This is a genomic window from Microbacterium terricola, assembly GCF_027943945.1.
Taxonomy (GTDB): Bacteria; Actinomycetota; Actinomycetes; order Actinomycetales; family Microbacteriaceae; genus Microbacterium; species Microbacterium terricola.
Genome location: NZ_AP027141.1, coordinates 2001282 through 2026256, shown reverse-complemented (window position 1 = coordinate 2026256; position 24975 = coordinate 2001282). Strand labels below are relative to the sequence as shown.

Genomic DNA, 24975 nt, shown 5'->3' with positions numbered 1-24975 from the left:
GGCGTCTTCGGGTACAGTCCGCCGTCACCAGCCGGTCGTGAGCACCCGATCGAGCATGTCGACGAAGAAGTCGGCCGATGCGGTGGTCAGGCAGAGCGGCGGCTTGATCTTCAGCACGTTCTGGTGGTCGCCGGTGGGCTGCATGATCACGCCCAGCTCGAGCAGCCGGTCGCAGATGGCCGCGGTCTCGGTGGTGGCCGGCTCGAGGGTCGCGCGGTCGCGGACGAATTCGAGGCCCAGATACAGGCCGGCGCCGTGCACGGTTCCGACGAGCGGATGCTGTGCGCCCAGCGCCTCGAGACGCCCCTTCAGATGCGCGCCGACCACCCGCGCGTTCTCCTGCAGCGCCTCGTCGGCGATGATGTCGAGCACCGTCGTGCCGACGACGGACGAGACCGGCGATCCGCCCGTGGACGAGAAGAAGTACCCCTGCGTGCGGTACCGCTCGGCGATCGCGCGTGTCGTGACCACGGCGCCGAGCGGGTGCCCCGCCCCGATCGACTTCGCCACCGCGACGATGTCGGGCACGACACCCTGCTGCTCGAAGCCCCAGAACCAGTCGCCCAACCGCCCGAAGCCGACCTGCACCTCGTCGGCGATCGCGAGTCCGCCGAGCTCACGGACCGCGGCGTACACCTCGGCCAGGTAGCCGTCGGGGAGGGCGATGCCGCCGGCGTTGCCGAACCAGCTCTCGCAGATGAACCCGGCGATCTGTGCGCCTCCGGCCGCGAGCGCGCGCAGGTGCGCGACGGCCTCGGGTGCGTAGCGCGCGGCCTCGACGCCCCGGTGCGCGCCCCGGTAGCCGTTCGCGGCGGCGACGGTGTGCACCCAGCTCGGACGGGTGGCGAGCGCGTGCGGGTTGTCGGCGACCGAGGTGGAGACGGCATCGCTCGCGAAAGTCCAGCCGTGGTACGCCTCGCGCATCGCGACGATGTCGGTGCGGCCGGTGGCGGCCATGGCCAGCCGAAGGGCGAGGTCGGCGGCCTCCGAGCCGGAGTTGACCAGGAACACCGTGTCGAGCTCGTCGGGCAGCGTGGCCGCGAGGCGCTCGGCGTACTCGGTGATGGCCGCGTAGTGGAACCGCGAGTTCGTGTTCAGCAGGCGCAGCTGACGGCCGGCCGCCTCCGCGATGCGCGGGTGCGCGTGCCCGACCGAGGCGACGTTGTTGACCATGTCGAGGTACACGCGGCCGTCGGTGTCGATGAGGTGCTCGCGCCAGCCGCGCTCGATCCGCGGGGGCCGGGCGTAGTAGTGCTCCTGGACGTCGGCCAGCACGCTCGCGCGGCGGGCGAGGAGGTCGGCGTCTGCCGGCGCTGCGGGTGCCTCGGGTGGTCCGGGCTGCTCGGGTGCGGGGAACCCGATGGCCGCAGCCGGGTCGCCGACGAGCCCCTGCCAGCCGGGCAGGACGGCGGGGGCGAGCCACGCGGGCACGTCGGCGCCGGCCGCGGTGAGGCGGACGTCGATCCGGGCGCGGGGCGGCAGCATCCGCTCGTCTGTGTCGAACGCCCCCGTGACGCGGACGGATGCGTCGCCCGCCGTGATCGTGACGCCGGTCGGGTCGCGGTCGACCGTAGCGCCCTCCGGCACGTGCAGCGGCGTCTCGTGGGCGAGCCACAGGGTGGCAGCGGTCGGGATGGTCGCGGGGGCCGTCGGGGTGCGCAGGGGTGCTCCGGTCAGCACGGGCGACAGGGCGGGCAGGAGTACGGCGCCCGCGCCGCCGTCGAGCGCTCTCTGCGCGGCGCGGTCGAGGGCGTCGTGGTCGAGCCACGCGCCCTCGTCGTTGAGCGGCGCCGTCGTGCCCGCGTCGAGGAGGACCGTCGGGCCGTCGATGTCGAGGAGAGGTGCGGCACCCCAGCGAGGGGAGTCGTCGATGGGGAGGCCGAGCGCGTGGCGGATCAGCCGGGTCATCACGGCGACCGGGACCGCGGCGGCCTGCTCGAGGATGCGGTACTCCCGGTCGAGGCCGTCGGTCGCGTAGGCGTTGTCGGCGTCGAGCCGCACCTGCTGGCGGCCGCTCAGCACCAGGACAGCGCCGCGCAGCACGACGAGCGGCCAGAGCGCATCGGCCTCGTCGGTGTTCAGGGGGCGCAGCTCATGGAATGCCCGGATCGCCGGGAGTGTCGAGAGCGGGGTGGCACCGTCGTGGTGCAGCACCGACGAGAGGGTGACGGCCAGCTCGCCGACCGCCCACGACGCGGCGACGTCGCCGAAGTCGATGATGGCATCGGGCAGGGCGCCGGGCAGGTCGGGGGCGAGGATGTTGTCGTCGGTGATGTCCCAGTGCCCGAGCTGGCGGGGGAGGCGATCGGCGACGGGCGCCAGAGCCTGTCGGGCGGCGTGCGCGACCGCCGCGACGCGCTCGCGCACGGCGAGGTCGGGCTCGAGGGGGAGCAGCGTGTCGATGACGCGGCCGGCGTGGCGCAGGTCCCACTGCAGGGTGCGCGCGGCCGCCGGGTGGTCGAGGTCGGCGAGGGCGAGGCTCGCGCGGGCGGAGAGCTCGCCCATCCGCGCGACGACGGCGGGGGCGAGGTACGCCGACCCGGTCAGGGTGCTGCCCGACACGAAGCTGATGATGCGGGCGTGCAGGGGTCCCTGCGACGTCTGCCACCAGCCCTCCGCGCCGGGCACGACGTGCGGCGTGCGCACGGTGGGCTGGCGCTCGCCGACCCGGGCACCGGCGAGGGTCTGCAGCTCGATCTCGGGTTCGGTGAAGACCGGGTTGCTGATCTTCAGCACACCCAGCGGCTCGGGGGCGCCGACCGGGTGCACGAGGAAGTTCTGGTCCTGCTGGCTGCCGAGTTCGGTGAGCATCGCGTCGATGCCGAACTCGCTGCGCACCAGGGCCGTCGCCTCGTCGAGGCCGAGTGTGGGCGTCGGCAGTTCGACGTGGGCGAAGTAGTCGAAGAGCACGGAGTCTGTCTAGCAGACGGGTGCTCGTGAGGACGTTCGGCGTCGCGAGGACATTCGGGCGCCCCAACATCCTCCGTTCGCCGATTCTCCTCACGAGCGGATGCTGCGCGCCCGGCGCCGGGGCCGGGCACACAGCATCCGACCGTCACTCAGGGCTGCCGGCCTCCGCCGGGGCCGCCGCCCTGACCGCCACCGCGGATGCCACCCGCGAGGGCGGTGCCCTCCGTGGCGGTCGCCGCGACGGTGCCGTTCACGACCACCGAGTACTCGCCGCCGTCGACGACCTCGGCCGAGCTGAACACGATCGACGCGTACTGCTTCGTGGCGGTGATCGTGCCGATCACGGTGCCGTCAGCATCCTGCACCTCGATCACGTCTCCGGCCTGACCACTGACCGTCGCACCGACCCAGGGCTGCGTGGACTCCTCGCCGGGCGACTCCGCCATCCCGGAGCTGCCGATCGCGACCAGCGACCCACCCGTGACGGTGATGCCGCCGTTCGAGTCGAGCGCGCCGTTGCCGTCGTTCGTGGGCCCCAAGACGGTGATGTCGCCGCCCGAGACGGTGAGCGATCCGTTCGAGTCGAGGCCGTCGCCGCCCGCGTCGACGACGAGGGTGCCGCCGCTGATGACCAGGGTCTCGCCGGTGTCCTGCATGCCGCCGCCCATGCCGCCGCCGCCGTCGGTCGTGGTGGTCGCGTTGCCGGAGGCGTTCACGCCGTCGTCGGCCGCGGTGACCGAGATGTCGCCGCCGGAGAGGGCGATGTCGACGCCTTCGAGTCCCTCGTTCGACTGCGCGACGGTGACCGAGCCGTCGCGGATCTCGAGCGCCTGCTCGGCGTGGAGGCCGTCGTCGCCCGCCGTGACGGTGAGTGTGCCCCCGCCGATGCCGATGGAGCCGTCCGAGTGCACGGCATCGTCGGCCGCGTCGACCGACACCTCGCCGCCCTCGACGATCAGTGCGACTCCGGCCACGATGCCCTTGGGCGACGCGTCGGCGCCGACCGTGGCGCGCGCGCCGCCACCCGCGGTGACGTCGAGGGTGCCGCCCGTGATCACCACGTCGGTGGCGGCGGTGAGCCCGTCGTCGCCGGCGGTGAGGGTCAGGTCGCCGCCCTCGATCACGATGTAGCCGCGCGTGGTGTCCTCGTCCTGGTCGCTCTTCAGGGCGTCACCGGCGGCGGTGACCTCGACCGTGCCGCCCTCGATGACGAGCGAGTCCTTGCCGCGCAGGCCGTCGTCGGCGGCATCGACGGTGATCGTGCCCGAGAGGACGGCGAGGTCGTCGGTGCTGGTGATGCCGTCGTTGCCGTTGCCGGTCACCTCGAGCGAGCCTGTGCCGGTGATCGTCAGGTCGGCGTCGGCGTAGATCGCGGCGTTCGCGTCGGCCGTGTCGTCGTAGGAGGCGGCATCCGACACCGCGTTGTCGCTGCCGTCGGCGAGCGAGATGACCACGTCGTCCGCCGTCACCACGTCGATCGCGGCGCCGTCGGGGTTGTCGATCTGCGCGTCGTCGAGGATCAGCACGACCAGTGCGTCGTCGGCCGCGTCGACCACGACCGACCCGGCGAGCGACCCGGACAGCGTGTACACGCCGGCCGTGGTGATCGTGACGGTCGAGCCGTCGACGGCGACCCCGTCGGCCGAGGTGCTGGCGGTCGAACCGCTCAGGGTGATCGCCTCGGCGTCGGCGGCCGACCACTCGTCGTCGCGGACCACCGACGCATCCTCGTTCGCCGCGAGCACCGCGTCGGCCGTGAGATCCGAGTCGACGACCGCGGCGGCCTGGGTGCTCGACTCGCTCGTGGTCGATCCGGACGAGCCGATCGCCGCGTCGACGGCGCAGCCGGCCAACACGACGGCGGCGAGGGTCAGGGGGACGGCGGACAGGATCAGGCGGCGGTGGCGCATGACTCCTCCTCAGGGGTGGGGATGGTGCGGGGGTTCTGGAACGAGGTGCGCAGGAGGCGCGCCCACTTGTTGCGGGGGAGGGCGGGGTGCATCGCGGCGAGGCCGGTGGCGTACTTGCTCACCGTCGATGGGCGGTGCCCTGCCCGCCAGAGCAGGCGATCGATGCGGGATGCTGCGGCCGGCGACTTCGTCTCGACGATCGCGATGTCGGGCAGCTCGAACGCGCTCCCGTCGGGGGCGATCCACTGCAGGTCGGTGTCGATCGTGGCGCGGGCGGCGCCGTCGGCGGCCAGGAGGGTCGCGCGCCGGTACCGGGTGGTGAGGGTGGGCAGGAGGTCGTCAGCCCGTTCGGCGGGGACGCCGATGGCGTCGAACGCCCCGGCCACCTCGACCAGTGCGTCGTTCGTGAGCACGTCTGCTCGGTCGGGGTCGTACGCGCTGCGCTCCTTGACGGTCGTGCCGCGGGCGCCGCGGGTCTTGATCTCGAGGAACGAGGTGCCGACGTCGAGGTAGCTGCGGGTGCGCAGCTTGAAGCGGCGCCGGCGCGGCTGCGCCGCCATCCGGTAGCTCAGCAGGTCGGGGGTGTCGAAGTACACGGAGGCGTACCCGAACTCGCGGGCGCCGTCGATCTCGAGCACCCTGGCGGGTTCGTCGATCGCGCCGAGGATCGCCGCCAGATCACCGCGCGGCACGACGTACTTGCGGTCGACGCGGGTGAGCAGCGCGGCCTCGGAGACCAGCTCGTCGAGGCTGAGCGGCTCGAAACGGAGGAGGGCCGCGGCGGTCACGCGCGGGCTCCGACGAGCTGGCGTGCGGCGGCGCCGGTGGAGATCGCCGCCTTCCAGCGCACATCGACGAGGGTGGTGTCGTTCACGAGGTCGAGCTCCTGGACGGTGAGCGAGGTCACCGGGCCGCCCAGGCGGGCGGCGAGCTCGGCGCGCAGCTCTCCCTCGTCGGTGATGGCGCGGTCGACGCGGATCACCTGGTGCCGGCTGCGGGCGAGGAGCGCCGGGTGGTCGGCGGCCCACATGGCGACGAGGATCAGGGCGGCCAGCGCGGTGACCGGCCACGGGTTCGTCTGCGGAAGCCCGGTGATGAGGCCGAGGGCGAGCGCCGCGAAGTAGTAGGCGACCTCGCGCTGCGAGATCTCGGACGAGCGCAGGCGGATGATCGACAGCACCCCGAACAGCCCGAGCCCGAGGCCGGCGGCGACGTCCGCGCTGCCGAGCACGGTGGTCACGGCGAGGACGCCGACGTTGACGCCGATGAACGCGACGACGAGGTCGCGGCGGTGGTGCCGGCGGTAGTAGAGGCCGAAGCTCAGCAGCAGGATCGCGGCGAGGTCGATGCCGGCGAGGATGAGGGCGGTGGGTGTCATGAAGGCGTTCTCCCGGTGTTCACGTGGTGTGCCCCCATTCGAACCGGCGGCCCTATGGGGTCCCTATGCCGCGTCTGTGCCGGGCTTTCGGATCCCGTAGCCGCATCCTGTGGTGGGGGTGGCGGTTGGGGCTGGGGTTGGCTGGCGCGCCACTTCCCTGCAACCGCGCCACAGGCCTATGGCGCGGATGCGGCGAAGTGGCGCGCATGCGGCGATGTGGCGCGGTCAGCTGCTGTGACGGGGCCGCGGGCGAGGGGGCGCGAGCTCAGGTGTCAGGTGGTGCCGCTCGGCGGGCGGGATGCGGCAGCAACTGCCACGTGAAGCGCGGGGTCGGGACGCCGGCCCACGTGGGGGCCCGCAGTTCCCGCATCCTGTGGTCCGAAGACGACGCTGCGCTGCACGCCGTAGCTGATGACGAACAGCACGATCTCGGTCGCGATCTTGGCGGGCAGGAGCGCCCAGCCTGAGTCGGTGAGGAACGACATCCAGGCGATGTTCGAGCCGAGCAGCGCGAGGGCGAGCAGCCCGTACCGCAGCGCCTGCACCCCGATCCGCCCGCCGCGCGCGAAGACCACCCGCCGGTTCACCGTGAAGTTGACGGCGGCGCTCAGCACCCGGGCGGCGACGATCGACGGCACCATCCAGCCGGTGAGCGCCGTGAACACGAGCAGGGCGATCGTGTCGACGAGGAAGGCCAGCAGCGACGACCCGGCGAACAGCACGATCGGCAGCAGCACCCGCAGCGAGTCGATCACTGGGCGGAAATGGCTCGACTCGTTGCGGCCCAGGTAGACCGTCTCGATCGGCACCTCGGTCAGCGCGATGCCGTCGCGCGGTGCCCGCAGCAGCATCGTCAGCTCGTACTCGAAGCGCTCCCCGTGCAGGCCGCGGAGCCAGTCGAGGAGCGTCGCGGGGATGCCGCGCAGGCCGGTCTGCGTGTCGGAGACCGGCGTGCCCGCGGCGGCGCGGAAGAGCCACCGCGTCGCCGTGTTCCCGATCCGGCTGCGGGCGGGGACACCCGGGCCCGAGAACGTGCGGCAGCCCAGCACGAGGGTGGGTTCGTCCGCCGTGGCATCGGCCCGCAGGCGCTCGGCGACGCGGACGATGTCGGCGACGGTGTGCTGGCCGTCGGCGTCGGCCGTGACGACGTCCTCGCCGGGCCACGCCTGCGCGATGTGCGCGAACCCCGACTTCAGCGCAGCGCCCTTGCCGTGGTTGACGTCGTGGGCGATGACGGTCGCGCCGGCCGCCTGCGCGGCGGTGAACACGGGGGAGGAGCGGATGCTGCTGCCGTCGTCGACGACCAGCACCTGCGTGTCGGGGTCAGCGGCGAGCAGGTCGGCGACCAGCCGGGGGAGGGTGTCACCCGGATCGAGCGCGGGGATGAGCACGATCACCGGGTCACTCCGCGATGTACAGGATGTCGCTGGTGCCGCGCTCGCCGCCGTTGGAGGGCTGGTTCACCACCTCGCCGTCGTAGTACATCGTCGAGGAGCCGCCGCCGTCGAGGTTGTACGCGGTGGTCGCGCCCAGGCCGATCATGATGTCGGCCAGCTCGGTCATCGTCACGCCGCGGCTGTACCCGGTGGCACGGCCGTCGACCACGACGAAGACCAGGTGGTTCTCGTCGATCACCCCGACCGCCGTGCGCGGCTGCGCGCCCTGGATCGAGTGGTTGCCGAAGTTGGTGTCGACCTCGACATCGTCGATCCCGGCGACGACCGCGCCGTCCTCGACGACCGCCGGGCCGAAGCTCAGGGTGTTCCAGGCGCCGTCGGCGAGCAGCTCATCGGCGGTGGTCGCCGTCTCGTCGTAGACCTCCACCCGGCCGTCGGTGTAGAACGCCAGGCCGGTGCGAGCCGGCTCGTCGCGGTACACCACGCCGTTGCGAATCACGATCCCGGTGTCGCGGAACCCGTAGTAGTCGCCGTTGATGGCGAACAGGGCGTCATTGTCCTCGGCGATGCCGCTCGTCGTCTCGGTGATGTTCTCGCCGAACTGGTCCTTGGCGAACGCCGACCGCAGATCGGTGGCGTCGCCGAGCGTCACCTCCGCGACGTAGTACGTGACGGTGTCGTCGCCGGTTCCGGTGACGACGGTGCGCACATCGACCGCGGTGTCAGCATCCGTCTGCGTCGCGTCTGTCGATCCGGTCGAGTCGGTCGCTGTGTGTGCGGCCTCATAGGCGCTGGCATCGGCGATCTCGACGTGCTCCACCAGGAAGCGGTCGACCGCCCAGGCGGTGCCGCCGCCGGCGGCGAGCAGCACGACGAGTCCTGCGGCGATGAGGGTGGTGCGGAGGCGGCGGGTGCGGGGGCGGGATCTGACCATGCTCCCTTGCTACGGGCCGCGCTGATGCGCGCGCTCGCCGCCGGCTATGCGTCGCCCAGGCGGCAGCTCAGAGCATCGTCAGGAGGTGGCGGCCTCGAACGCCTCGAGCACCGAGGCGGGCACCCGGCCGCGCTCGGACACCTGGTAGCCGTTCTGCTTGGCCCACTCGCGCACCGGCCCGTAGTCCTTCTGCCCGGTGCGGCGGCGACCGCGTGCGCTCGCCGCGCTCGACGCGGCGGGCGTCCGCCCCGACGAGATCCGGCGCGCCGCGGCGACGAACGGGTCGAAGGCCGCGCGCAGGGCGGCGGCGTTGTCGTCGGTGAGGTCGATCTCGTACGCGACGCCGTCGAGCGAGAAGAGCACGGTCTCGCCTTCGCCGACCTCGAGGACGCTGCCGTCGAGGTCGTCGACGAGCTGATGCACGATTCTGCGGGCCATGCCCAGAACCCTACTCAGGGCAGCAGGCCGGCGCGACGAGCCTTCGCCACTGCGGCGTGGCGCGTCGAGGCGTCGAGCTTGGCCATCGCCGCCTGCAGGTACGACTTGACGGTGCCCTCGCGCAGACCCAGGGCCGCCGCGATCTCGCCGTTGGTCTCGCCGAGGCCGGCGTGGGCGAGCACGTCGAGCTCGCGGGGCGCGAGGCTGACGTCGAGGTCGAGCGCGGGCGGCGCCGCGGCCGAGGAGAGGGAGGCGAGGCGCGTCTCGACCGCGGTCAGCCGCGACCGCAGCTCGGGGTCGTCCACCCCCGCGGCGATCCTGCGCAGCTCGGCATAGCTCTCGCGCAGCTCCTCCCGGGCGGTCGCCGGGAGGACGTCGACCGGGCCGGTCGAGGTCAGGGCGAGCCGCCGCTGCACCTCGTCGCGCACCCGGAGCTCGGCCGCCAGCTCGTCGGCGACCGCGAGGGCGGGCCGGGCGACCACATCGCCGACCGGTGCCTGCGACCAGGCGCCGCAGTACAGCACGGCACGGGAACGCCCGGAGACGACCACCGGCACGGCGAACAGCGTCGAGATGCCCTCGCCGAGGATGGCGCGGTCGTAGTCGTGCGTGATCGAGCGGGCGACCCGGTAGTCCAGGGCCAGCCGAGGGCGCTTCTCGACGAGGGCGCGACCGCCGAGACCGCGCATCGCGTGCACGACGAGACCGTCGATGCTGCGGGTGCGGGCACCCGAGATCGCGGAGATGTGGATGGCGCCGTCGCGCTCGAGACCGCCGAAGGCCACGGGGAAGCGGGTGCGACGCGCCAGATCGCCGACCGCTCGTGCGATCAGCTGCTCATCGGGTTCCGAGTCTGCGTGTGTGAGCACGCACTACCTACTTCCGGGGGTGACGGCACCTTCGCCGCGTTCGTAGCGTCGAGGATACCACTCGGTCGGTGGCGTGCCTCCGGCCGAGCACCCTCTCCAGGCGCACCGCAGCGCCGCGTTCATGAGGCAAGGAGGCCACATGTCCGATACCCGGTCAGAAACCGCCCCACCCGGTGGCATCGATTACGTCGCCGTCGAGCAGTCGCCGCGATTCGTCGAATTGAAACGGCGTCACCGCGGGTTCGTCTTCCCGCTCGCTGTCGCCTTCCTCGTCTGGTACTTCGCCTACGTGCTGCTGTCGTCCTTCGCGCCCGACTTCATGGCGCAGCGCGTCTCGGGTGACATCACCGTCGGGCTGCTGTTCGGTCTCGGCCAGTTCGTGACGACCTTCGCGATCACGATGACCTACGTCTGGTACGCCAACCGCAAGCTCGACCCGGTCTCCGAGGAGATCCGCGCCGAGCTCGAGGCGAAGGAGCCCTCCGCATGAACGAAGTGCTCAGCACGGTCGAGGCCGCCGTCGAGACCGTCGAGAACAACCCGATCCTGAACATCTCGATCTTCGCCGCGTTCGTCGCCGTGACGTTGTTCATCGTCATCCGGGCCAGCCGCAACAACAAGACCGCGGCCGACTACTACGCCGCCGGTCGCTCGTTCACCGGGCCGCAGAACGGCTTCGCGATCTCCGGCGACTACCTGTCCGCCGCGTCGTTCCTCGGGATCACGGGCGCGATCGCGATCAACGGATACGACGGGTTCCTGTACTCGATCGGGTTCCTGGTCGCCTGGCTCGTCGCGCTCCTGCTCGTCGCCGAGCTCATGCGCAACACCGGCAAGTTCACGATGGCGGATGTCCTCGCCTTCCGTCTGCGTGCCCGCCCGGTGCGCATGGCCGCGGCGATCACGACCCTCGCGGTGTGCTTCTTCTACCTGCTGGCGCAGATGGCCGGCGCCGGCGGCCTCGTCGCGCTGCTGCTCGGCATCGACGACCGCATCGGCCAGTCGGTCGTCGTGGCCGTGGTCGGCGTGCTGATGATCGTGTACGTGCTGATCGGCGGCATGAAGGGCACCACCTGGGTGCAGATCGTCAAGGCGTTCCTGCTCATCGGCGGTGCGCTGGTGATGACGATCTGGGTGCTCGCGATCAACGGGTTCAGCCTGAACGCCGTCCTCGAGAGCGCGGTCGACACGGCCGGCACCGACGCCATCCTGGCGCCGGGCCTGCAGTACGGCGCCAACCCGTGGGACTTCATCTCGCTCGCGATCGCGCTGGTGCTCGGCACGGCGGGTCTGCCGCACGTGCTGATGCGCTTCTACACGGTGCCCACCGCGAAGGAGGCTCGCCGTTCGGTGGTCTGGGCGATCTGGCTGATCGGCCTGTTCTACCTGCTCACCCTTGTGCTCGGCTACGGCGCGGGCGCACTGGTGGGTGCGGAGACGATCATCGCCGCACCGGGTGGCGTGAACTCGGCGGCGCCGCTGCTGGCGTTCGAGCTGGGCGGACCGCTGCTGCTCGGGTTCATCTCCGCTGTCGCGTTCGCCACGATCCTCGCGGTCGTCGCGGGCCTGACGATCACCGCGGCGGCGTCGTTCGCGCACGACATCTACGCGAACGTCGTGAAGAAGGGCGATGTGCCGCCGGACGGCGAGGTCAAGGTCGCCCGTCGCACGGTCATCGTGATCGGCGTCCTCGCGATCATCGGCGGCATCGGCGTGCAGGGGCAGAACGTGGCGTTCCTCGTGGCACTCGCCTTCGCCGTGGCGGCGTCGGCGAACCTGCCGACGATCATCTACTCGTTGTTCTGGCGCAGGTTCACCACCCGCGGCGCGGTCTGGAGCATGTACGGGGGACTCGCCGCGGCGGTCATCCTGATCGTGCTGTCGCCCGTGTTCTGGGGCACGGAGACGAGCGTGTTCAAGAACGTCGGCACGGCGATCTGGCCGCTGAACAACCCCGGCATCGTGTCGATCCCGGTCGGGTTCTTCCTCGGCTGGCTCGGCACCGTGACGTCGCGGACCAAGGAGGACCCGACCAAGGCCGCCGAGATGGAAGTCCGGTCGCTCACGGGCTACGGCGCGGAGAAGGCCTCGTCGCACTGACCGGCAGGAGCGACGCGCGGCCCGGGTGGGGAACCCGGGCCGCGCTGCGCAGGCGGCCTACTCGCCTGCCACGGGCCGATCGCGTTCGAGGTCCACGAGGAACCTCTTGATCTCGGGATGCCCGCCGTATTCGCCGAGCGACCCGTCGGCGCGGACCACACGATGCACCGGCACCACGATCGAGAACGGCGTGGTCGCGCAGGCCGTGCCCACCGCGCGGGCCGCGCGGGGACGACCCGCGTCGATCGCCACCTCGCCGTACCCGGCGGTCTCGCCGTACGGGATGCGGCACACCGCCTGCAGCGCGTCGAGTGTGAACCCGCGCACCAGCCGCCAGTCGAGCGGCAGATCGAAGTCGGTGCGCTCGCCGGCGAAGTACTCGTCGAGCTGGGCACCGGCCGCTCGTGCCGTCGCGGTGGTGTCGTCGGGCGCGAGCGCCGCGTCGAGCTGGTGCTCGAGGCCGCTCAGCGAGGCCGACAGGTCGTCGCGCAGCGGGTGCAGGGTCACGATGCCGTCGGCGCCCGAGACGATGAGCACCTCCCCGATGGGGGACGGGTGCAGGTGGAACGTGAACGGCGCCGAGGTCATGCGACCATCCTGGCGCGCCCCGGCGATCGGCGGCCGCGGCACGGTCGAACGGGGGACGGATGCTGTCGCCGCCCGCCTGGGGAGGAACGGCCGGTCATCCGGCGTGTCGGCAATCGGCCGACACCCTGTCGCGGTGACGGGCCAGCGCGACACGCGCGCTTAGGGTGATCTCTGTGTGGCGAGCTGAAGGCAGCGCCGTGGTCGGCGAGGAAGACATCGTCACCGCGGCAGCGGTGACTCCGAGCGACCTCGGGCTCTCGGAGCCCGGGGTGACGGTCGTGCACGTCGCCGAGCCCGAACGCGACCGCCTGCGGGGCCAGGCGGCCCAGCTCGGCGGCCGCTCCACCCTCCTGCACTTCGACGACGAGGTCGACGCGGGCCTCGAGATCACCAAGGCGCACCCTGGCAGCCTGCCGCAGTTCCTGACCGGCCGGTCGACCCTCGTGTCGAACCTGTTCCGCGACGAGGTCGCCCTGCGCAACGCGCATCTGGCCGCCGAGCGCATCACCGCAAAGAACGTCGAGCTGCGCACCGCGCGCGGCATCGAGCCGGTGCACCTCGCCGTTGGCCTCGCCACCTGGAAGATCGGCGGCATGCCGTGCACCGCCCCGGTGCTGTTGCGGCCGCTCGCGATCCGCCGCCACCACGCCGACTTCGAGCTCAAGCTGCACTCGTCGTTCATCGTCAACCCCGAGCTCGTGCACGCCCTGCGCGTGCACTTCGGCATCCAGGTCGACGGCCGGGCGCTGGCCGCCCTCGCCATCGACGACGGCGTCTTCAAGCCCCAGCCCGTCATCGACCAGCTGCGCGCGCTGACCCGCTCGATCGACTCGTTCGTGGTCAAGCCGCGGCTCGTGGTGTCGAGCTTCGCCGACGTCGCCGCGCAGATGGTGCGCGACACCGTCGAGCTCGACCACCCGGTGCTGAACGCGCTCGCGGGTCACGCCTCCGACCGCGAGGCCTTGGCGGTGCAGCCGTCCGCGTCGCCGGTGGTGAGCCCCGACGAGCGGGCCCCCGCATCCGACACGCTCCTCCTCGATGCCGACGCCGAGCAGGAGCGAGTCCTCGCGCGCATCGCCGCAGGGCAGTCGCTCGTCGTGCACACGCTTCCCGGCACCGGCGGCACGCAGACCGTGATCAACGCCCTCGGTGCGCTCGTGCGCGACGGCAAGCGCGTGCTCGTCGTGAGCGCCCGCCGCTCCACGCTCGAGGGCGTCCGCCACCGGCTCGGCGGCATCGGCCTCCCCGGCCTCGCGGTGTCGCCCCGGCACCTGCGGCGCGACCTCATCCGGGCGATCGGCCGCAACGAGAAGGCCGAGCAGCCCAAGACCTCCGACGTCGACGACGCCCTCGTGCGCCTGCGCGGCGTGCTGCGCGACTACCGCTCGGCCGTGACCGTGCGTCACGGCGCGCTGGGCGTGTCGGTGCTCGAGATCCTCCGTGAGCTGTCCGAGCTCGCCCAGGTCACGCCCGCGCCGACCGCGCAGACCCGGTTCGACCGCGACACGCTCGGGCGCCTCGCCTCGGCGCGCCCCGAGGCGGCTGCGAAGCTCGCCACCGCGGCCCGCCTGGGCGAGTTCCGCTTCGGGCCCGACGACTCGCCCTGGTACGGGGTGTCGTTCGACTCGACGATCCAGGCGAACTCGGCGCACGCGCTCGCCGGCAAGCTGCATCGCCAGGGCGTGCCGTCGCTCGTCGAGCGCGGCTACGAGCTCATCGCGCAGACGCGCATGCGCCCGTTCGAGACGGTTGCCGAGATGGGCGCCTACCTGCGCCTGCTGCGCGGCATCCGCGACTCGCTCGACCGCTTCAGCCCCACCGTCTTCGAGCGCCCCCTCACCGAGCTCATCCAGGCGCACGCGCCTCGCCGCGACGCGCCGAACATGACGGCGCCGAACCGTCGTCGACTGCGGAAGCTGTCGAAGGAGTACATCCGCCCGGGCGTGCACATCACCGACATGCACGAGGCCCTGCTGCGCGTCCAGCAGCAGCGCACCGAGTGGCAGCGGTTCGTGGCCGCCGGGGTCGTCCCCGAGGTGCCGTTGGGCCTCGCCGACGTGCAGGTGGCGTGGCAGCGGGTCGACGCCGAGCTCGGCGAGCTCGACGCGATCCTCGGCCGCTCGGGCACCGCCCGCCTGGCCATGCAGCCCATCACGCAGCTCGTGCGCATCCTCGCCTCGCTCGCGGCCGACTCCGCGGTCTTCGAGAACCTCGTCGAACGCGCCACGCTCCGCGGCGAGCTCGCTGCCCTTGGGCTCGACGGCCTGCTCACCGAGCTGTCGGTCCGCCACGTGCCGGAAGACCGCGTCGGCGCGGAGCTGGAATTCGCCTGGTGGCAGTCGGCCCTCGAGCACCTGCTCCGCAGCGACCGCGCACTGCTCGGCGCCAACACCTCCGTCGCCGACCGGCTCGAGCGCGACTTCCGGCTCGTCGACGAGGCGCACGCCGCCGCATCGGGTCCGCTCCTGGCCGCCCAGCTGGCGACGCAGTGGCGCATCGGCATCGTCGACCACCCCCGTGAGGCGAGCGCCCTGAAGCGCGCCCTCACGCAGGGCGAGCCGACGCCCGTTCAGCTGGCCGCCGCGGCTCCCACGCTGCTGCGCACGCTCGCGCCGGTGTGGATCGCGTCGCCCTACGACGTGCCCTTCCTCCCCGACGACATGGCGTTCGACGTCGTCCTGATCGCGGATGCTGCGGCTCTCGCCCTCGCCGAGGCCGCCCCCGCCCTGCGGCGCAGCCGCCAGGTCGTCGTGTTCGGCGACCCGGTGACGCAGAAGCCGACGCCGTTCCGTGTGGCCGCCGGCATCCCCGGTCCGGACGACGAGCTCGAGGAGGAGTTCGACGACGTCAGCGTCTTCGAGCGGCTCGCCGAGCTGCTGCCGGTCGAGACCCTGACGCGCAGCTACCGCGCCGGCGGCGAGGATCTCGCCGAGCTCGTCAACGAGGCGTTCTACGGCGGCGAGATCGTGTCGCTGCCCTGGGCCGGCTCGTACCTCGGCCGCGGCAGCCTCAGCGTCGACTACGTCGAGGGCGGTGTCGGCGCGCCCGACCCGATCACCGGCGCGGTCGAGAGCCCCGACGCCGAGGTGGCGCGCGTCGTCACGCTCGTCGTCGAGCACGCGGTCAACCGCGGCTCGGAGTCGCTCATGGTGATCACCGCCAGCGAGCGTCACGCCGACCGCATCCGCGCCGCCGTCGAGGCGGCGTTCGCCGGCCGCTCCGACGTCGCCGACTTCGTCTCGCGCGAGACCGCCGAGCCGTTCGCCGTGCTCAGCCTCGAGGAGTCGGTGGCCGAGAGCCGCGACCGCGTGATCCTCTCGCTGGGCTTCGGACTGACCAAGCACGGTCGCGTCCTCAGCGACTTCGGCGACCTGTCGACCCCCGACGGCGAGCGGCTGCTGACCGTCGGCATGACCCGTGCCCGTCGCTCGATGGTGATCGTCTCGTCGATCCGGCCGTCCGCGTTCGACGACGGACGCCTCGAGTACGGCGCGGCGACCCTGATGGGCATTCTCGGCAACATCGCCGCCCGCTCGCGCGAGGCGCGCCTCGAAGACCTCGCCGACCCGCTCACCCGCTCGCTCGCCCGTGAGCTGCGCCGTCTCGGCGTCTCGGTCGACGTGCACTACCGCGGCCTGCTGCCGCTGGTCGCCCAGCACGGCGGCAAGGCGGTCGTGGTCGAGAGCGACCCCGAGACGATCGGCGAGTCCCTGCGCGAGTCGCTGCGACTGCGCCCGCAGATCCTGCGCAGGCTCGGCTGGCACTACGTGCGCGTGCACTCGTTCGACCTGTACAGCGACCCGGCCGGCGTGGCGGCGCGGATCGCCGCGATGCTCGGCGTCGCGCCGGATTCGGCGACCGCCGACCCCGACACCCAGCCGATCGATGTCATCGAGTAACCGTCAGCGCATCGTCCGGGTGGCCGGCTCGCGCCGGGCGAAGCTCACGCCCGCGCCCGGCTCATCGGCCGAGCCGGTGCCGTCGGACGAGGAGACGGATGCTGAGCCCGCCCCGAGCGGGGAGGCCGCCGCATCCGGTCCGAACGACGAGCGGCTCCGCCGGGACGTGCCGCCGCACTATTGACGCGACGCGGGTCAATGCTGCGAAGCTGCGTTGACGCGCGTCGGGTCAAGGGTGAGTAGGCGCCCCGGCGCCGTATCGAAACCTGACGCGGGGTACGTTTCGTCTCGCTTCGCTCGCTCAACGACCCGCGAGGGAACCTCGCTTCGCTCGCTCAACGACCCGGTGAGGGAGAGGGGCTTCGCTCAGCGACCTGTGGGGGGAGTCTGGGTCGCCAGAAGGTCGCGGATCTGGATGAGCAGCTCCTGCTCGGTCGGGAGGTCGGAGGCCTCCTCCTCGGCGACGCCGGCCTTCGCCGCTGCGCGCTCCTTGAACCTGTTCATCGGGTACACGAAGACGAAGTAGACGATCACGGCCACGGCGAGGAAGTTGATGATCGCGCCGAGGATCCCGCCGATCGCGAACGTCGACTTGCCTCCACCGGTCAGCGAGGGAACGACCCACACCCACTTGCTCAGATCGCCCACCTGGAAGATGAGCCCGATGAGCGGGTTGATGAAGCCCTCGACGAGCGCCGTCACGATCGCGGTGAACGCCGCGCCGATGACGACCGCGACCGCGAGGTCGATGACATTGCCGCGGGTGATGAAGTCCCTGAAGCCCTTGATCATGGGTGCAGCCCCCTCGATGACGGCCGGGCGACCCGGCTCACGAACCCGACGGTGCGGGTGAGGCCTTTGCCTCAGACTTCGATGATGTCGAAGACGTGCTCGTGCCGCCACCCGAGGAGGATCCGCCGCTCGCACGCGAGTCGGTGCGGTAGAAGCCGGAGCCGTTGAACGTCACTCCGATCGAGCCGTACTCCTTGCGCAGCTCGCCGCCGCATTCGGGGCACTCGGTGAGCGTCGGGTCGGCGAAGGACTGCACGGCGTCGAAACGGTGGCCGCACGCGCGGCAGGCATAGGCGTAGGTAGGCATGGTGTGCTCCGGGGGAGGTCAGCGCCGCGTCGGCGCCAGTTCAAGGGTCTGAGTGGGTGTCACGACGCCGGTGACCGGCTGATCGTGGAGGTCGCGGGGGACGTCGTCGACGAGCTCCGAGTCGAAGATGACGGCGTACACGGGCGGGCAGTTCTCCATCGACCCGATCGTCTTGTCGAAGTAGCCGCGCCCCCAGCCGAGCCGCATGCCGGTGCGGTCGACGGCGGCTGCGGGGATGACGAGGAGGTCGACGTCGTTCACGGCCATCGGGCTGAGCAGCTCGCCGACCGGCTCGGGCAGGCCGAACATCCCCTCGACGATGTCGTCCCCGTCGCCGGCGACGGCCCAGTCCAGCAGGCCGTCGGCGCGCGTCACCGGAAGGAGGACGCGGATGCCGCGGGCCACCGCCGCATTGACGAACTCGCGCGTGCCGGGCTCGGTCGGCGTGGACAGGAAGCAAGAGATCGACCGCGCACCGACGCGCTCGACCAGCGCATCGAGCTGGCTGCGGATGCCGGCGGCCGCAGCATCCCGTGCCGAGGAGGAGAGGTTCTGGCGGCGCTCGCGGAGATCCGCGCGCAGCGCGCGCTTGGCATCGGCGATGGCGTCGGACATGCGTCGATTCTAGGCGCCCGGATAGAGTGTGCCTCATGCCTCCCGCCAAGTCGTTCAAAGCCGTCATCCCCGCCGCCGGGCTGGGTACTCGCTTCCTGCCCGCAACGAAGGCGATGCCGAAGGAGATGCTGCCCGTCGTCGACAAGCCCGCGATCCAGTACGTCGTGGAGGAGGCGGTGCAGGCCGGGATCGACGACATCCTCGTCATCATCGGCCGCAACAAGAACGCGATCTCGAACCACTTCGACGCGGTGCCGGAGCTCGAGGTGAAGCTCAAGGACAAGGGCGACGACGATCGCCTCCGCCGGGTGATGGCCTCGAGCGACCTCGCCGACATCCACTTCGTCCGCCAGGGCGAGCCGAAGGGCCTCGGGCACGCCGTGCTGCGCGCCAAGGCGCACGTCGGCGACCACCCGTTCGCCGTGCTGCTCGGTGACGACCTGATCGACGAGCGCGACGAGCTGCTCACGCTGATGCTCGCCGAGCACGAGCGCACCGGTGCCGCGATCGTCGCGCTGATGGAGGTCTCGCCGGACCACATCCACATGTACGGCGCGGCCGCGGTGGAGCGAGACGGCGACGACGCTGACGTGGTCACGGTCACCGGACTCGTCGAGAAGCCGAAGGCGGAGGACGCGCCGTCGAACCTCGCGGTGATCGGCCGCTACGTGCTCGCCCCGTCGGTGTTCGAGATCCTCGAGCGCACCGAGCCGGGCAAGGGCGGCGAGATCCAGCTGACCGACGCGCTGCAGGAGCTCGCGGCCGACCCGGACGGTCCTGGCGTGCGCGGCGTCATCTTCCGCGGCCGCCGCTACGACACCGGCGATAGGGTCGACTACATCAAGGCCATCGTGCAGCTGGCCGCCGACCGCGATGATCTCGGTCCCGACCTGCGCCCGTGGTTCAAGGAGTTCGCAGCGGGTCTCTGACGCTGCCGTCACGAGGGGGAGCGCGGTGGATCTTTCTGGCCCGCGCCAGCACGGCAAGGTGTCGATCCGGCTCGTGCGCCAGCGCGACGCGCGCACGCTGCAGAACGAGCTGATGACCAACCGCGCCTGGCTGCGGCGGTGGGAGGCGACGAGCCCCGACGGCGTGGTCTCGATGGACATGCGCGCGAGCGTGCGCCGGCTGCTGCAGCAGTACCGCGACGGCCAGGGCGTGCCCTTCGTGATGGAGTGGGACGGCGAGCTGGCCGGCACGCTGAACGTCTGGGGCATCGCGCGCGGGTCGCTGTCGTCGGCGACGATCGGCTACTGGGTGAGCGAGCGGTTCGCCGGCCGCGGGATCACCCCGACCGGGGTCGCGCTGGCCACGGACGTCTGCTTCCGCGAGCTGAACCTGCACCGGATGGAGATCTGCATCCGGCCGGAGAACCTCGCGAGCCTGCGGGTGGTCGAGAAGCTCGGCTTCCGGTACGAGGGCATGCGTCGCCGGTTCATCCACATCGACGGCGATTGGCGCGACCACTACGCCTTCGCGCTCGTCCGCGAAGAGGTGCCTGGCGGCGTGCTGCAGCGGTGGCTGCAAGGCCGTGCACCGCAGGATGCTGCCGCCATCCCTCCCGCGGATCGCCTCCGCACCTGAAAGGACAGCGCGACACGCGCACCGCATGCGCGGGCTGGAGACCGCTTGTCGCATACCGTTGGCGGCATGGGTGGGCAGGTGCTCGGTGGCGGCGTGGTCGTACTAGTCGCCGTCGTGCTCTGGCTCGTCTATCTCCTGCCGAGCTGGCACAGCCGCCGGCAGTACGACGCGGCTGAGCGCAACGCCGTCCGTCTCAACCAGGCGCTGCGCGTGCTGGCCGAGACGAGCGAGACGCCCCAGGAGGTGCGACTCGAGCTCAACGCGCGCACCGCGCTCGCCCAGCAGAAGCTCGCCCGCCGTGCGCTCGCCGAACGCGAGCACGCTGCTCTCGAGCACGCCAGGATCGACCTCGACCACGCGCGCCTCGAGAAGATCGCCGCCCGCGAGCTTCCCGAGGCACGCCGTGCCCGCGCACGCCGGCGCACCCGCCTGGCCCTCACCACCACGACCCTCGCGGCCCTCGCCCTGGCCCTGCTGGGCGGGTGGCTGGTCGTGCAGACCGGTGCCCAGGCCCTGCTGTGGACGTCTGTCGCCGTGGCGGCCGGCTGCGCAGTGATGCTGCGCCGGATGGCCAGGGTCACGGCCCGCGCGGCCGTCCGCGAAGTGCTGCCGGATGCGGTCGTCCGCCGCGATCTGGCCGTGCAGGATCTCGAACTCGCACCCGCCCGTGCGGGCTGGCAGCCGCGCGAGCTCCCGCGCCCGCTGACGGCCTCCGCCGGGTCTCGTGCGGCCCGGGTGCTCGACGCCGAGGCCGCGCGCGCGGCGCTCGAGCAGGCGGGCGTGCACGAGGCGATGCGCGAGCGCGCAGAGGCGCTGCGCCCCGCATCCATCCAGACCGCGCGCCTCGCGCGCACCGCCTCGGACGACGAGATCGAGGCGCACGTGAGGGCCCTGCTGGCGCAGCGCGCCGTGGGTCAGTAGCGGCCCCTCCTCGATTCCAGAACCACGCGCCGAGCGTGATAATGTAGCCGAGGTTCTTGGGCCTGTGGCGCAGTTGGTAGCGCGCTTCGTTCGCAATGAAGAGGTCAGGGGTTCGAATCCCCTCAGGTCCACCACCAGCCCAGAAGGCCCCCGCTCGCCGGGGGCCTTCTGCATTTCCGCGAGGGGGAGCAGGGCGGCGCAGCCGACCCGCAGCAGCCGACCCGCACAGCGAAGGGCCCCGCCGCTGCGAACAGCGACGGGGCCCTCCTTCAGCGGTCGGCAGTCGTCAGCGCTTGGCGACCTTGCCGGTGACCTTGCTGGTGACGGTCTTCGACGTGTAGTTGGCCGCCGCGACCGTGACCTTCACGTACACCTTCTTGCCCACGTGGCTGTTGGCGAGGGTCAGCGTCGACGCGCTGCTCACCTTCTTGCCGTCCACGTACCAGCTGTAGCTGACCTTCTTCGACACGGCCGGCCAGCCCGACAGGGCCGCCGAGAGCGTCTTGCCGGCCTTCACGGTGCCGGTGATCTTCACGGTCGCCGCCGAGGGGAAGCTGAGCGCAGCCACCTTCGCCGTCGCGGTGCTCGAGATGATCTTCGTCGCGTATCCGGGCTTCACCCCGGCGACGACGAACGAGATCCTGGCGCCGATGTCCTTCGACGTCAGCGTGTAGCTCGTGCCGACCGCTCCGCCGATCGCGACGCCGTCGCGCAGCCAGCGGAAGGTGAGCGACGTGCTGTCGTCCCACCCGCTGACCGTCGCGGTGAGCTTCTTCCCGTAGACCGCGGAGCCCAAGATGGTGGCCGTCGCCTTCGAGCTCAGCGACGCCGTGACGACCGGCGCCGTGGCGGCGCTCGTCCGGGTGACCGTGGTGAACCCGGGCTTGGTGCCGGTCACCGCCACCGAGATCCGCGATCCGAGATCGGCCAGGCCGAGCGTGTAGCTCGCACCTGTCGCTCCGCTGATGGCCTCGCCATCGCGCAGCCACTCGTAGGCGAGCTCGGCGCCCTCGTCCCAGACGCCCGCGGATGCCGTCAGCGTCGTGCCGAAGACGGCCGATCCCGCGATCGTCGGCACGGGCGACGCGGTGAACGGCGCGGTCACGACCGCGTCCGTCGGGTCGCTCGTCAGGGTGACCGGGGAGAAGTGCTCCTTCGATCCGGTCACCGTGACCGTCACGGTCTTGCCGACAGCCGTCGCCGGGATGACGAAGGTCGGGTCGGTCGCGCCCTCGACGGGTGTCTCGTCGAGCGCCCACTGGTACGCGAAGGCGGTGCCCTCGGTCCATCCGTCGGTGACGGCCGTCAGCGTGGAGCCGTAGGCTGCCGTGCCGCTGATCACCGGCGCCGCGGAGGCGACGTCGTACGTGGCGATCTCGAGCGACGATGCGCAGGTCGCGCAGGTGCCGCCGAGCGTCGCCACACGGGCGGTCGCGGTCAGCTCCGTGCCCGATGCGTCGTCCGAGACCACCGCGGCGAAGCTCGCCGTGCTCGAGGCGGCCGTCGCCGTGGCGGGCACCGCCCAGGTGAGCGTCGTGCCGTTGAGCGTGAGCCCGGCCGGCAGCGCCGCGGCGTCGATCGTCGCAGCGTCGAGGACCTCGCTCAGGTCGACCGTCACGACCGACGTGGCCAGCGGCACGCGGCCCGTGTTGGCGGCGGTGAGCGTGTACGTCACCGTGTCGCCTCGCTCGACGGGCGCGCCGCCCGCGGCGGCCAGCGTGACCGAGAGCTTCTCGGGCCACGCGGGCTTGTCCGCATCCAGGATCCAGTCCTGGTAGAACGCGGTCAGGTCGCGCCCGGAGAGCTCCTCAGCGAGGTCCTTCAGGTCGGCGCCGCTCTTGCTGGTGCCGGCGTTGTCGGTCTGCCACTTCTTGATCAGGCTGAAGAACGCGGTGTCGCCGATCGCCGTCTTGAGGGCTTCCCAGAACTGCGCGCCCCGCGTGTACGTCTGGTAGCTGTACAGCTCGGCCGAGTCGGTCTGCCCGCCCGGTGCGATCGCCCAGTTCGCCGAGGTGCTCGCCGAGTTGTTCCAGGAGTTGAAGTACGAGGTCTCCGTCTGCGTCGTGCTGGTGCCGAACCCGGCGGTGGAGTTGTAGAAGGTCGGGCCCCAGGTGGCCATGCCCTCGTTGATCCAGATGTCGGTCCACGTGACCGGCGACACGCTGTCGCCGTACCACTGGTGCACCAGCTCGTGGATGAGCGTGTTCCCGCCCACCGAGCTCGCGGACGGGAAGAACGAGCGGTCCTGCGTCTCGAGCGCGTAGTTGATGCCGCTGGGGACGGAGTCCACGACGACGCCCGTGCTCTTGCCCGGGTACGGGCCGTAGAGCGTCTCGAGGTTGCGGATGATCGTGCCGAGCTGCCCGACGCGGTTCGTGATGGTCGTCTTGTTCGCCGAGGACAGGCCGAACTCCATGAATGACCAGGCGGGGATCGCCGAGCCGTCGCTGAGGGTGACCTGCGACTCGATCACGTCGTAGCGGCCGATCGAGATGAGCGCCAGCTCCGACGCCATCGGCTTCGTCTGGGTCCACTCCCACGTCGTGCGCGTGCCGTCCTCGGACGCCGTCTTCGCGGTGAGCTCGCCGTTGCTCACGGCCGCAGCCGTGCCCGGCGCGGTGCCGGCGACGGTGTTGAGCGTCGTCGGGACGTCGAGGGTGAAGACGTAGGTCGCCTTGTCGGACGGCGTGTTGTTGACCGGGTAGCCGGTCATCGCGCCCACGGGCTGCCCGAGGAAGGTCGCCCCGTCGCTCGTGCGGTTCCAGCCTTCGGACGAGCCGTCCAGGTCGGTGTGCGAGCTCGGGGTGCCGTGGTACCGGACCTCGGTGGTGAACTCGCCGCTGACCGGCGTCGCCGGAGTGACCACGAGCTTGAACGTGATGGTGCCGGGGTCGACGATGCGCTCCCAGGTGGCGGCGACGCCGTTGACCGTCACCGCGTCGATCTCGAGCCCCTCGAAGTCGAGCGAGAAGGACTTCAGCGGCACCTCTGCCTTCGCGGTCATCGTGCTGGTCGCGACGATCGAGCCGGCGATGTAGCTGCCGGACTGCGTGGCGTCGGGCGTCCACGCCAGATCGACGTCGTAGTGCAGCGCGTCGTAGCCGCCGTTGCCGACGTTCGGGAACATCGCGTCCCCTGACGTGTGCGCACCGTCGATCGGCTCGTCGGCGGCGTGTGCCGCCGCCGGCAGACCGACGAGCGTGCCGCCCGTGATCAGCAGTGGAAGGGAGAGTGCGAGGACGCGCCGCAGACGGGCACCCCTCACGTCGGATTTCGTCGCCATGAATGGCCCCCAAGGTCATCGTGCGTGTCGAGAGTCGCGCGCAGTCGCGCACGATTCCACACGCTAGGGAGCCGATGTTTCCCGTTCGTGTCGGCGGCGTTCCGGGCGCGGATCCTCTGCCCGAAACAGGTGTTCTGGCGTGTGCAGGACGTTGGATGCCCGTTTCTTCCTGCCTCCGCCGGAACACCTGTTCTGGGCGGGTGGAGGGACCTGTTCCGGGCGGGTGTAGGGACCTGTTCCGGGCGGGTCGAGCTCGGGGGAGGAAGGGGTCAGCGGGTCAGGAGACCTCGTGGAGCACGAACGCGCCGAGGAAGCCCGCTGTCGCCCAGAGGCCCGTGAGCAGGTGCTGCTCCTCGAACGCCTCCGGGATCATGGTGCTGCAGATCATCGCGAGCAGGCCGCCCGCGGCGATCGTCGTGACGAGGGCGGTGAGCTCGGGCGAGGCCGACTGGAAGGCCGTGTAGCCGACCACGGCGGCGACGACGGTGATCGCGGCGATGCTGCCCCAGAGAGCGAACACGCGGCGCGCCGACGCGCCGCTGCGCTTGAGCTCGGCCGTCGAGCCGAGTCCCTCCGGCACGTTGCTGATCGCCACGGCGGCGACGATCGGGATGCTGAGGCCGCCGCCGATGACCGAGAGCCCCATCACGATCGACTCCGGGATGCCGTCGATCAGCGCGCCGAGGGCGATCGCGATGCCGCTGCCTCCGCCGAGCTTCGCCGCCGAGCGGCGGCGGACGGCGTTCGCGGGCACGCCGTCTGAGTGGGGCTTCGCGGGTCGCGAGACCAGCCAGTCGGCGGCCGTGTAGATCAGCGCACCGGCGAGGAAGCCGATCACCGTGGGCACGAGCCCGCCGTCCGCAGCGGCCTCCTCGACCAGCTCGTACGCGAGGGTCGAGATCAGCACGCCCGCGCCGAGCGCCATGATCGCGGCGACGACGCGCTGCGGGATGTCGACGAACCACGCGATCGCGGCGCCGACGAGCAGCATCCCGCCGCCGATGATGCCGCTCAGCGCGGCGAGCCACACACCCATGGGCTCACCCTACG

Annotated in this window: 21 protein-coding genes and 1 tRNA gene; 8 read left to right on the top strand and 14 right to left on the bottom strand. The window is 71.6% G+C overall.

Annotated features, from left to right (window positions below; translation table 11 throughout):
- Positions 1 to 24 precede the first annotated feature (24 nt).
- From Microterr_RS09530 to Microterr_RS09495, 8 genes are all read right to left on the bottom strand, one after another.
- Entirely contained in the window at positions 25 to 2910 is a 2886-nt protein-coding gene (locus Microterr_RS09530; protein WP_263798186.1) for an aminotransferase, read from the bottom strand.
- Between the two features lie 149 nt (positions 2911 to 3059).
- The gene (locus Microterr_RS09525) at positions 3060 to 4820 is read right to left on the bottom strand and encodes a carbohydrate-binding domain-containing protein (RefSeq protein WP_263798187.1); all 1761 of its coding nucleotides are present in this window, start codon (positions 4818 to 4820) and stop codon (positions 3060 to 3062) included.
- Positions 4802 to 5608, bottom strand: coding sequence for a polyphosphate polymerase domain-containing protein (locus Microterr_RS09520; RefSeq protein ID WP_263798188.1), 807 nt, complete (start codon positions 5606 to 5608; stop codon positions 4802 to 4804). The genes Microterr_RS09525 and Microterr_RS09520 overlap by 19 nt, the downstream gene beginning before the upstream one ends.
- Positions 5605 to 6198: a DUF4956 domain-containing protein gene (locus tag Microterr_RS09515; RefSeq protein WP_263798189.1), complete on the bottom strand. Its 594-nt coding sequence runs from the start codon at positions 6196 to 6198 to the stop codon at positions 5605 to 5607. Before Microterr_RS09515 ends, Microterr_RS09520 begins: the two co-directional genes overlap by 4 nt.
- 272 nt (positions 6199 to 6470) lie before the next feature.
- Positions 6471 to 7595, bottom strand: a complete 1125-nt coding sequence (locus tag Microterr_RS09510) for a bifunctional glycosyltransferase family 2/GtrA family protein (protein ID WP_263798190.1) — start codon at positions 7593 to 7595, stop codon at positions 6471 to 6473.
- Positions 7596 to 7599: 4 nt separating this feature from the next.
- Positions 7600 to 8529: a phosphodiester glycosidase family protein gene (locus Microterr_RS09505; RefSeq protein WP_263798191.1), complete on the bottom strand. Its 930-nt coding sequence runs from the start codon at positions 8527 to 8529 to the stop codon at positions 7600 to 7602.
- 78 nt (positions 8530 to 8607) lie between these two features.
- Positions 8608 to 8967, bottom strand: coding sequence for a histone-like nucleoid-structuring protein Lsr2 (locus tag Microterr_RS09500; protein ID WP_263798192.1), 360 nt, complete (start codon positions 8965 to 8967; stop codon positions 8608 to 8610).
- A gap of 14 nt (positions 8968 to 8981) precedes the next feature.
- A complete protein-coding gene (locus Microterr_RS09495; protein ID WP_263798194.1) occupies positions 8982 to 9836 on the bottom strand; it encodes a helix-turn-helix transcriptional regulator in 855 nt (284 codons plus the stop codon).
- Between the two features lie 139 nt (positions 9837 to 9975).
- Here Microterr_RS09495 and Microterr_RS09490 point away from each other — a divergent pair, with 139 nt between their 5' ends.
- The gene (locus tag Microterr_RS09490; RefSeq protein WP_263798196.1) at positions 9976 to 10326 is read left to right on the top strand and encodes a DUF485 domain-containing protein; all 351 of its coding nucleotides are present in this window, start codon (positions 9976 to 9978) and stop codon (positions 10324 to 10326) included.
- A complete protein-coding gene (locus tag Microterr_RS09485) occupies positions 10323 to 11936 on the top strand; it encodes a solute symporter family protein (protein ID WP_263798197.1) in 1614 nt (537 codons plus the stop codon). The genes Microterr_RS09490 and Microterr_RS09485 overlap by 4 nt, the downstream gene beginning before the upstream one ends.
- A 57-nt stretch (positions 11937 to 11993) precedes the next feature.
- Here the strand turns inward: Microterr_RS09485 and Microterr_RS09480 are convergent, their stop codons facing one another.
- Complete coding sequence (locus Microterr_RS09480) at positions 11994 to 12524, bottom strand: methylated-DNA--[protein]-cysteine S-methyltransferase (RefSeq protein ID WP_263798198.1); 531 nt, start codon at positions 12522 to 12524, stop codon at positions 11994 to 11996.
- A 173-nt stretch (positions 12525 to 12697) separates the two neighbouring features.
- Between Microterr_RS09480 and Microterr_RS09475 the strand changes: the two genes are divergently transcribed.
- Positions 12698 to 16423 carry an AAA family ATPase gene (locus Microterr_RS09475; RefSeq protein ID WP_263798199.1) on the top strand — a complete coding sequence of 1242 codons (3726 nt, stop codon included), beginning with the start codon at positions 12698 to 12700 and terminating at the stop codon, positions 16421 to 16423.
- Positions 16410 to 16607: a hypothetical protein gene (locus tag Microterr_RS09470; RefSeq protein WP_263798200.1), complete on the top strand. Its 198-nt coding sequence runs from the start codon at positions 16410 to 16412 to the stop codon at positions 16605 to 16607. The genes Microterr_RS09475 and Microterr_RS09470 overlap by 14 nt, the downstream gene beginning before the upstream one ends.
- Before the next feature lie 182 nt (positions 16608 to 16789).
- Here the strand turns inward: Microterr_RS09470 and mscL are convergent, their stop codons facing one another.
- Genes mscL through Microterr_RS09455 form a run of 3 tightly spaced genes read right to left on the bottom strand, consistent with a single transcriptional unit; the run spans position 16790 to position 18137 of the window.
- The gene (gene mscL, locus Microterr_RS09465) at positions 16790 to 17215 is read right to left on the bottom strand and encodes a large conductance mechanosensitive channel protein MscL (RefSeq protein ID WP_263798201.1); all 426 of its coding nucleotides are present in this window, start codon (positions 17213 to 17215) and stop codon (positions 16790 to 16792) included.
- 37 nt (positions 17216 to 17252) lie between these two features.
- Positions 17253 to 17522 carry an FmdB family zinc ribbon protein gene (locus tag Microterr_RS09460; protein ID WP_263798202.1) on the bottom strand — a complete coding sequence of 90 codons (270 nt, stop codon included), beginning with the start codon at positions 17520 to 17522 and terminating at the stop codon, positions 17253 to 17255.
- Positions 17523 to 17540: 18 nt separating this feature from the next.
- Positions 17541 to 18137, bottom strand: coding sequence for a 5-formyltetrahydrofolate cyclo-ligase (locus Microterr_RS09455; protein WP_263798203.1), 597 nt, complete (start codon positions 18135 to 18137; stop codon positions 17541 to 17543).
- Between the two features lie 35 nt (positions 18138 to 18172).
- On the opposite strand from Microterr_RS09455, the gene galU reads away from it, so the two are divergent.
- The 4 genes from galU to Microterr_RS09435 all read left to right on the top strand — a co-directional run bounded on the left by galU (position 18173) and on the right by Microterr_RS09435 (position 20776).
- Complete coding sequence (gene galU / locus Microterr_RS09450; RefSeq protein WP_263798204.1) at positions 18173 to 19066, top strand: UTP--glucose-1-phosphate uridylyltransferase GalU; 894 nt, start codon at positions 18173 to 18175, stop codon at positions 19064 to 19066.
- A 25-nt stretch (positions 19067 to 19091) separates the two neighbouring features.
- On the top strand, positions 19092 to 19721 hold the full coding sequence (locus Microterr_RS09445) for a GNAT family N-acetyltransferase (RefSeq protein ID WP_263798205.1): 630 nt from the start codon (positions 19092 to 19094) through the stop codon (positions 19719 to 19721).
- 66 nt (positions 19722 to 19787) lie between these two features.
- On the top strand, positions 19788 to 20642 hold the full coding sequence (locus Microterr_RS09440) for a large exoprotein (RefSeq protein ID WP_263798206.1): 855 nt from the start codon (positions 19788 to 19790) through the stop codon (positions 20640 to 20642).
- Between the two features lie 58 nt (positions 20643 to 20700).
- Positions 20701 to 20776: transfer RNA gene (locus Microterr_RS09435), tRNA-Ala, on the top strand.
- 152 nt (positions 20777 to 20928) lie between these two features.
- On the opposite strand, the gene Microterr_RS09430 is transcribed toward Microterr_RS09435, so the two are convergent.
- Complete coding sequence (locus Microterr_RS09430; RefSeq protein WP_263798207.1) at positions 20929 to 23925, bottom strand: M1 family metallopeptidase; 2997 nt, start codon at positions 23923 to 23925, stop codon at positions 20929 to 20931.
- A 277-nt stretch (positions 23926 to 24202) separates the two neighbouring features.
- Positions 24203 to 24961: a ZIP family metal transporter gene (locus tag Microterr_RS09425; RefSeq protein WP_263798209.1), complete on the bottom strand. Its 759-nt coding sequence runs from the start codon at positions 24959 to 24961 to the stop codon at positions 24203 to 24205.
- Positions 24962 to 24975: the final 14 nt, after the last annotated feature.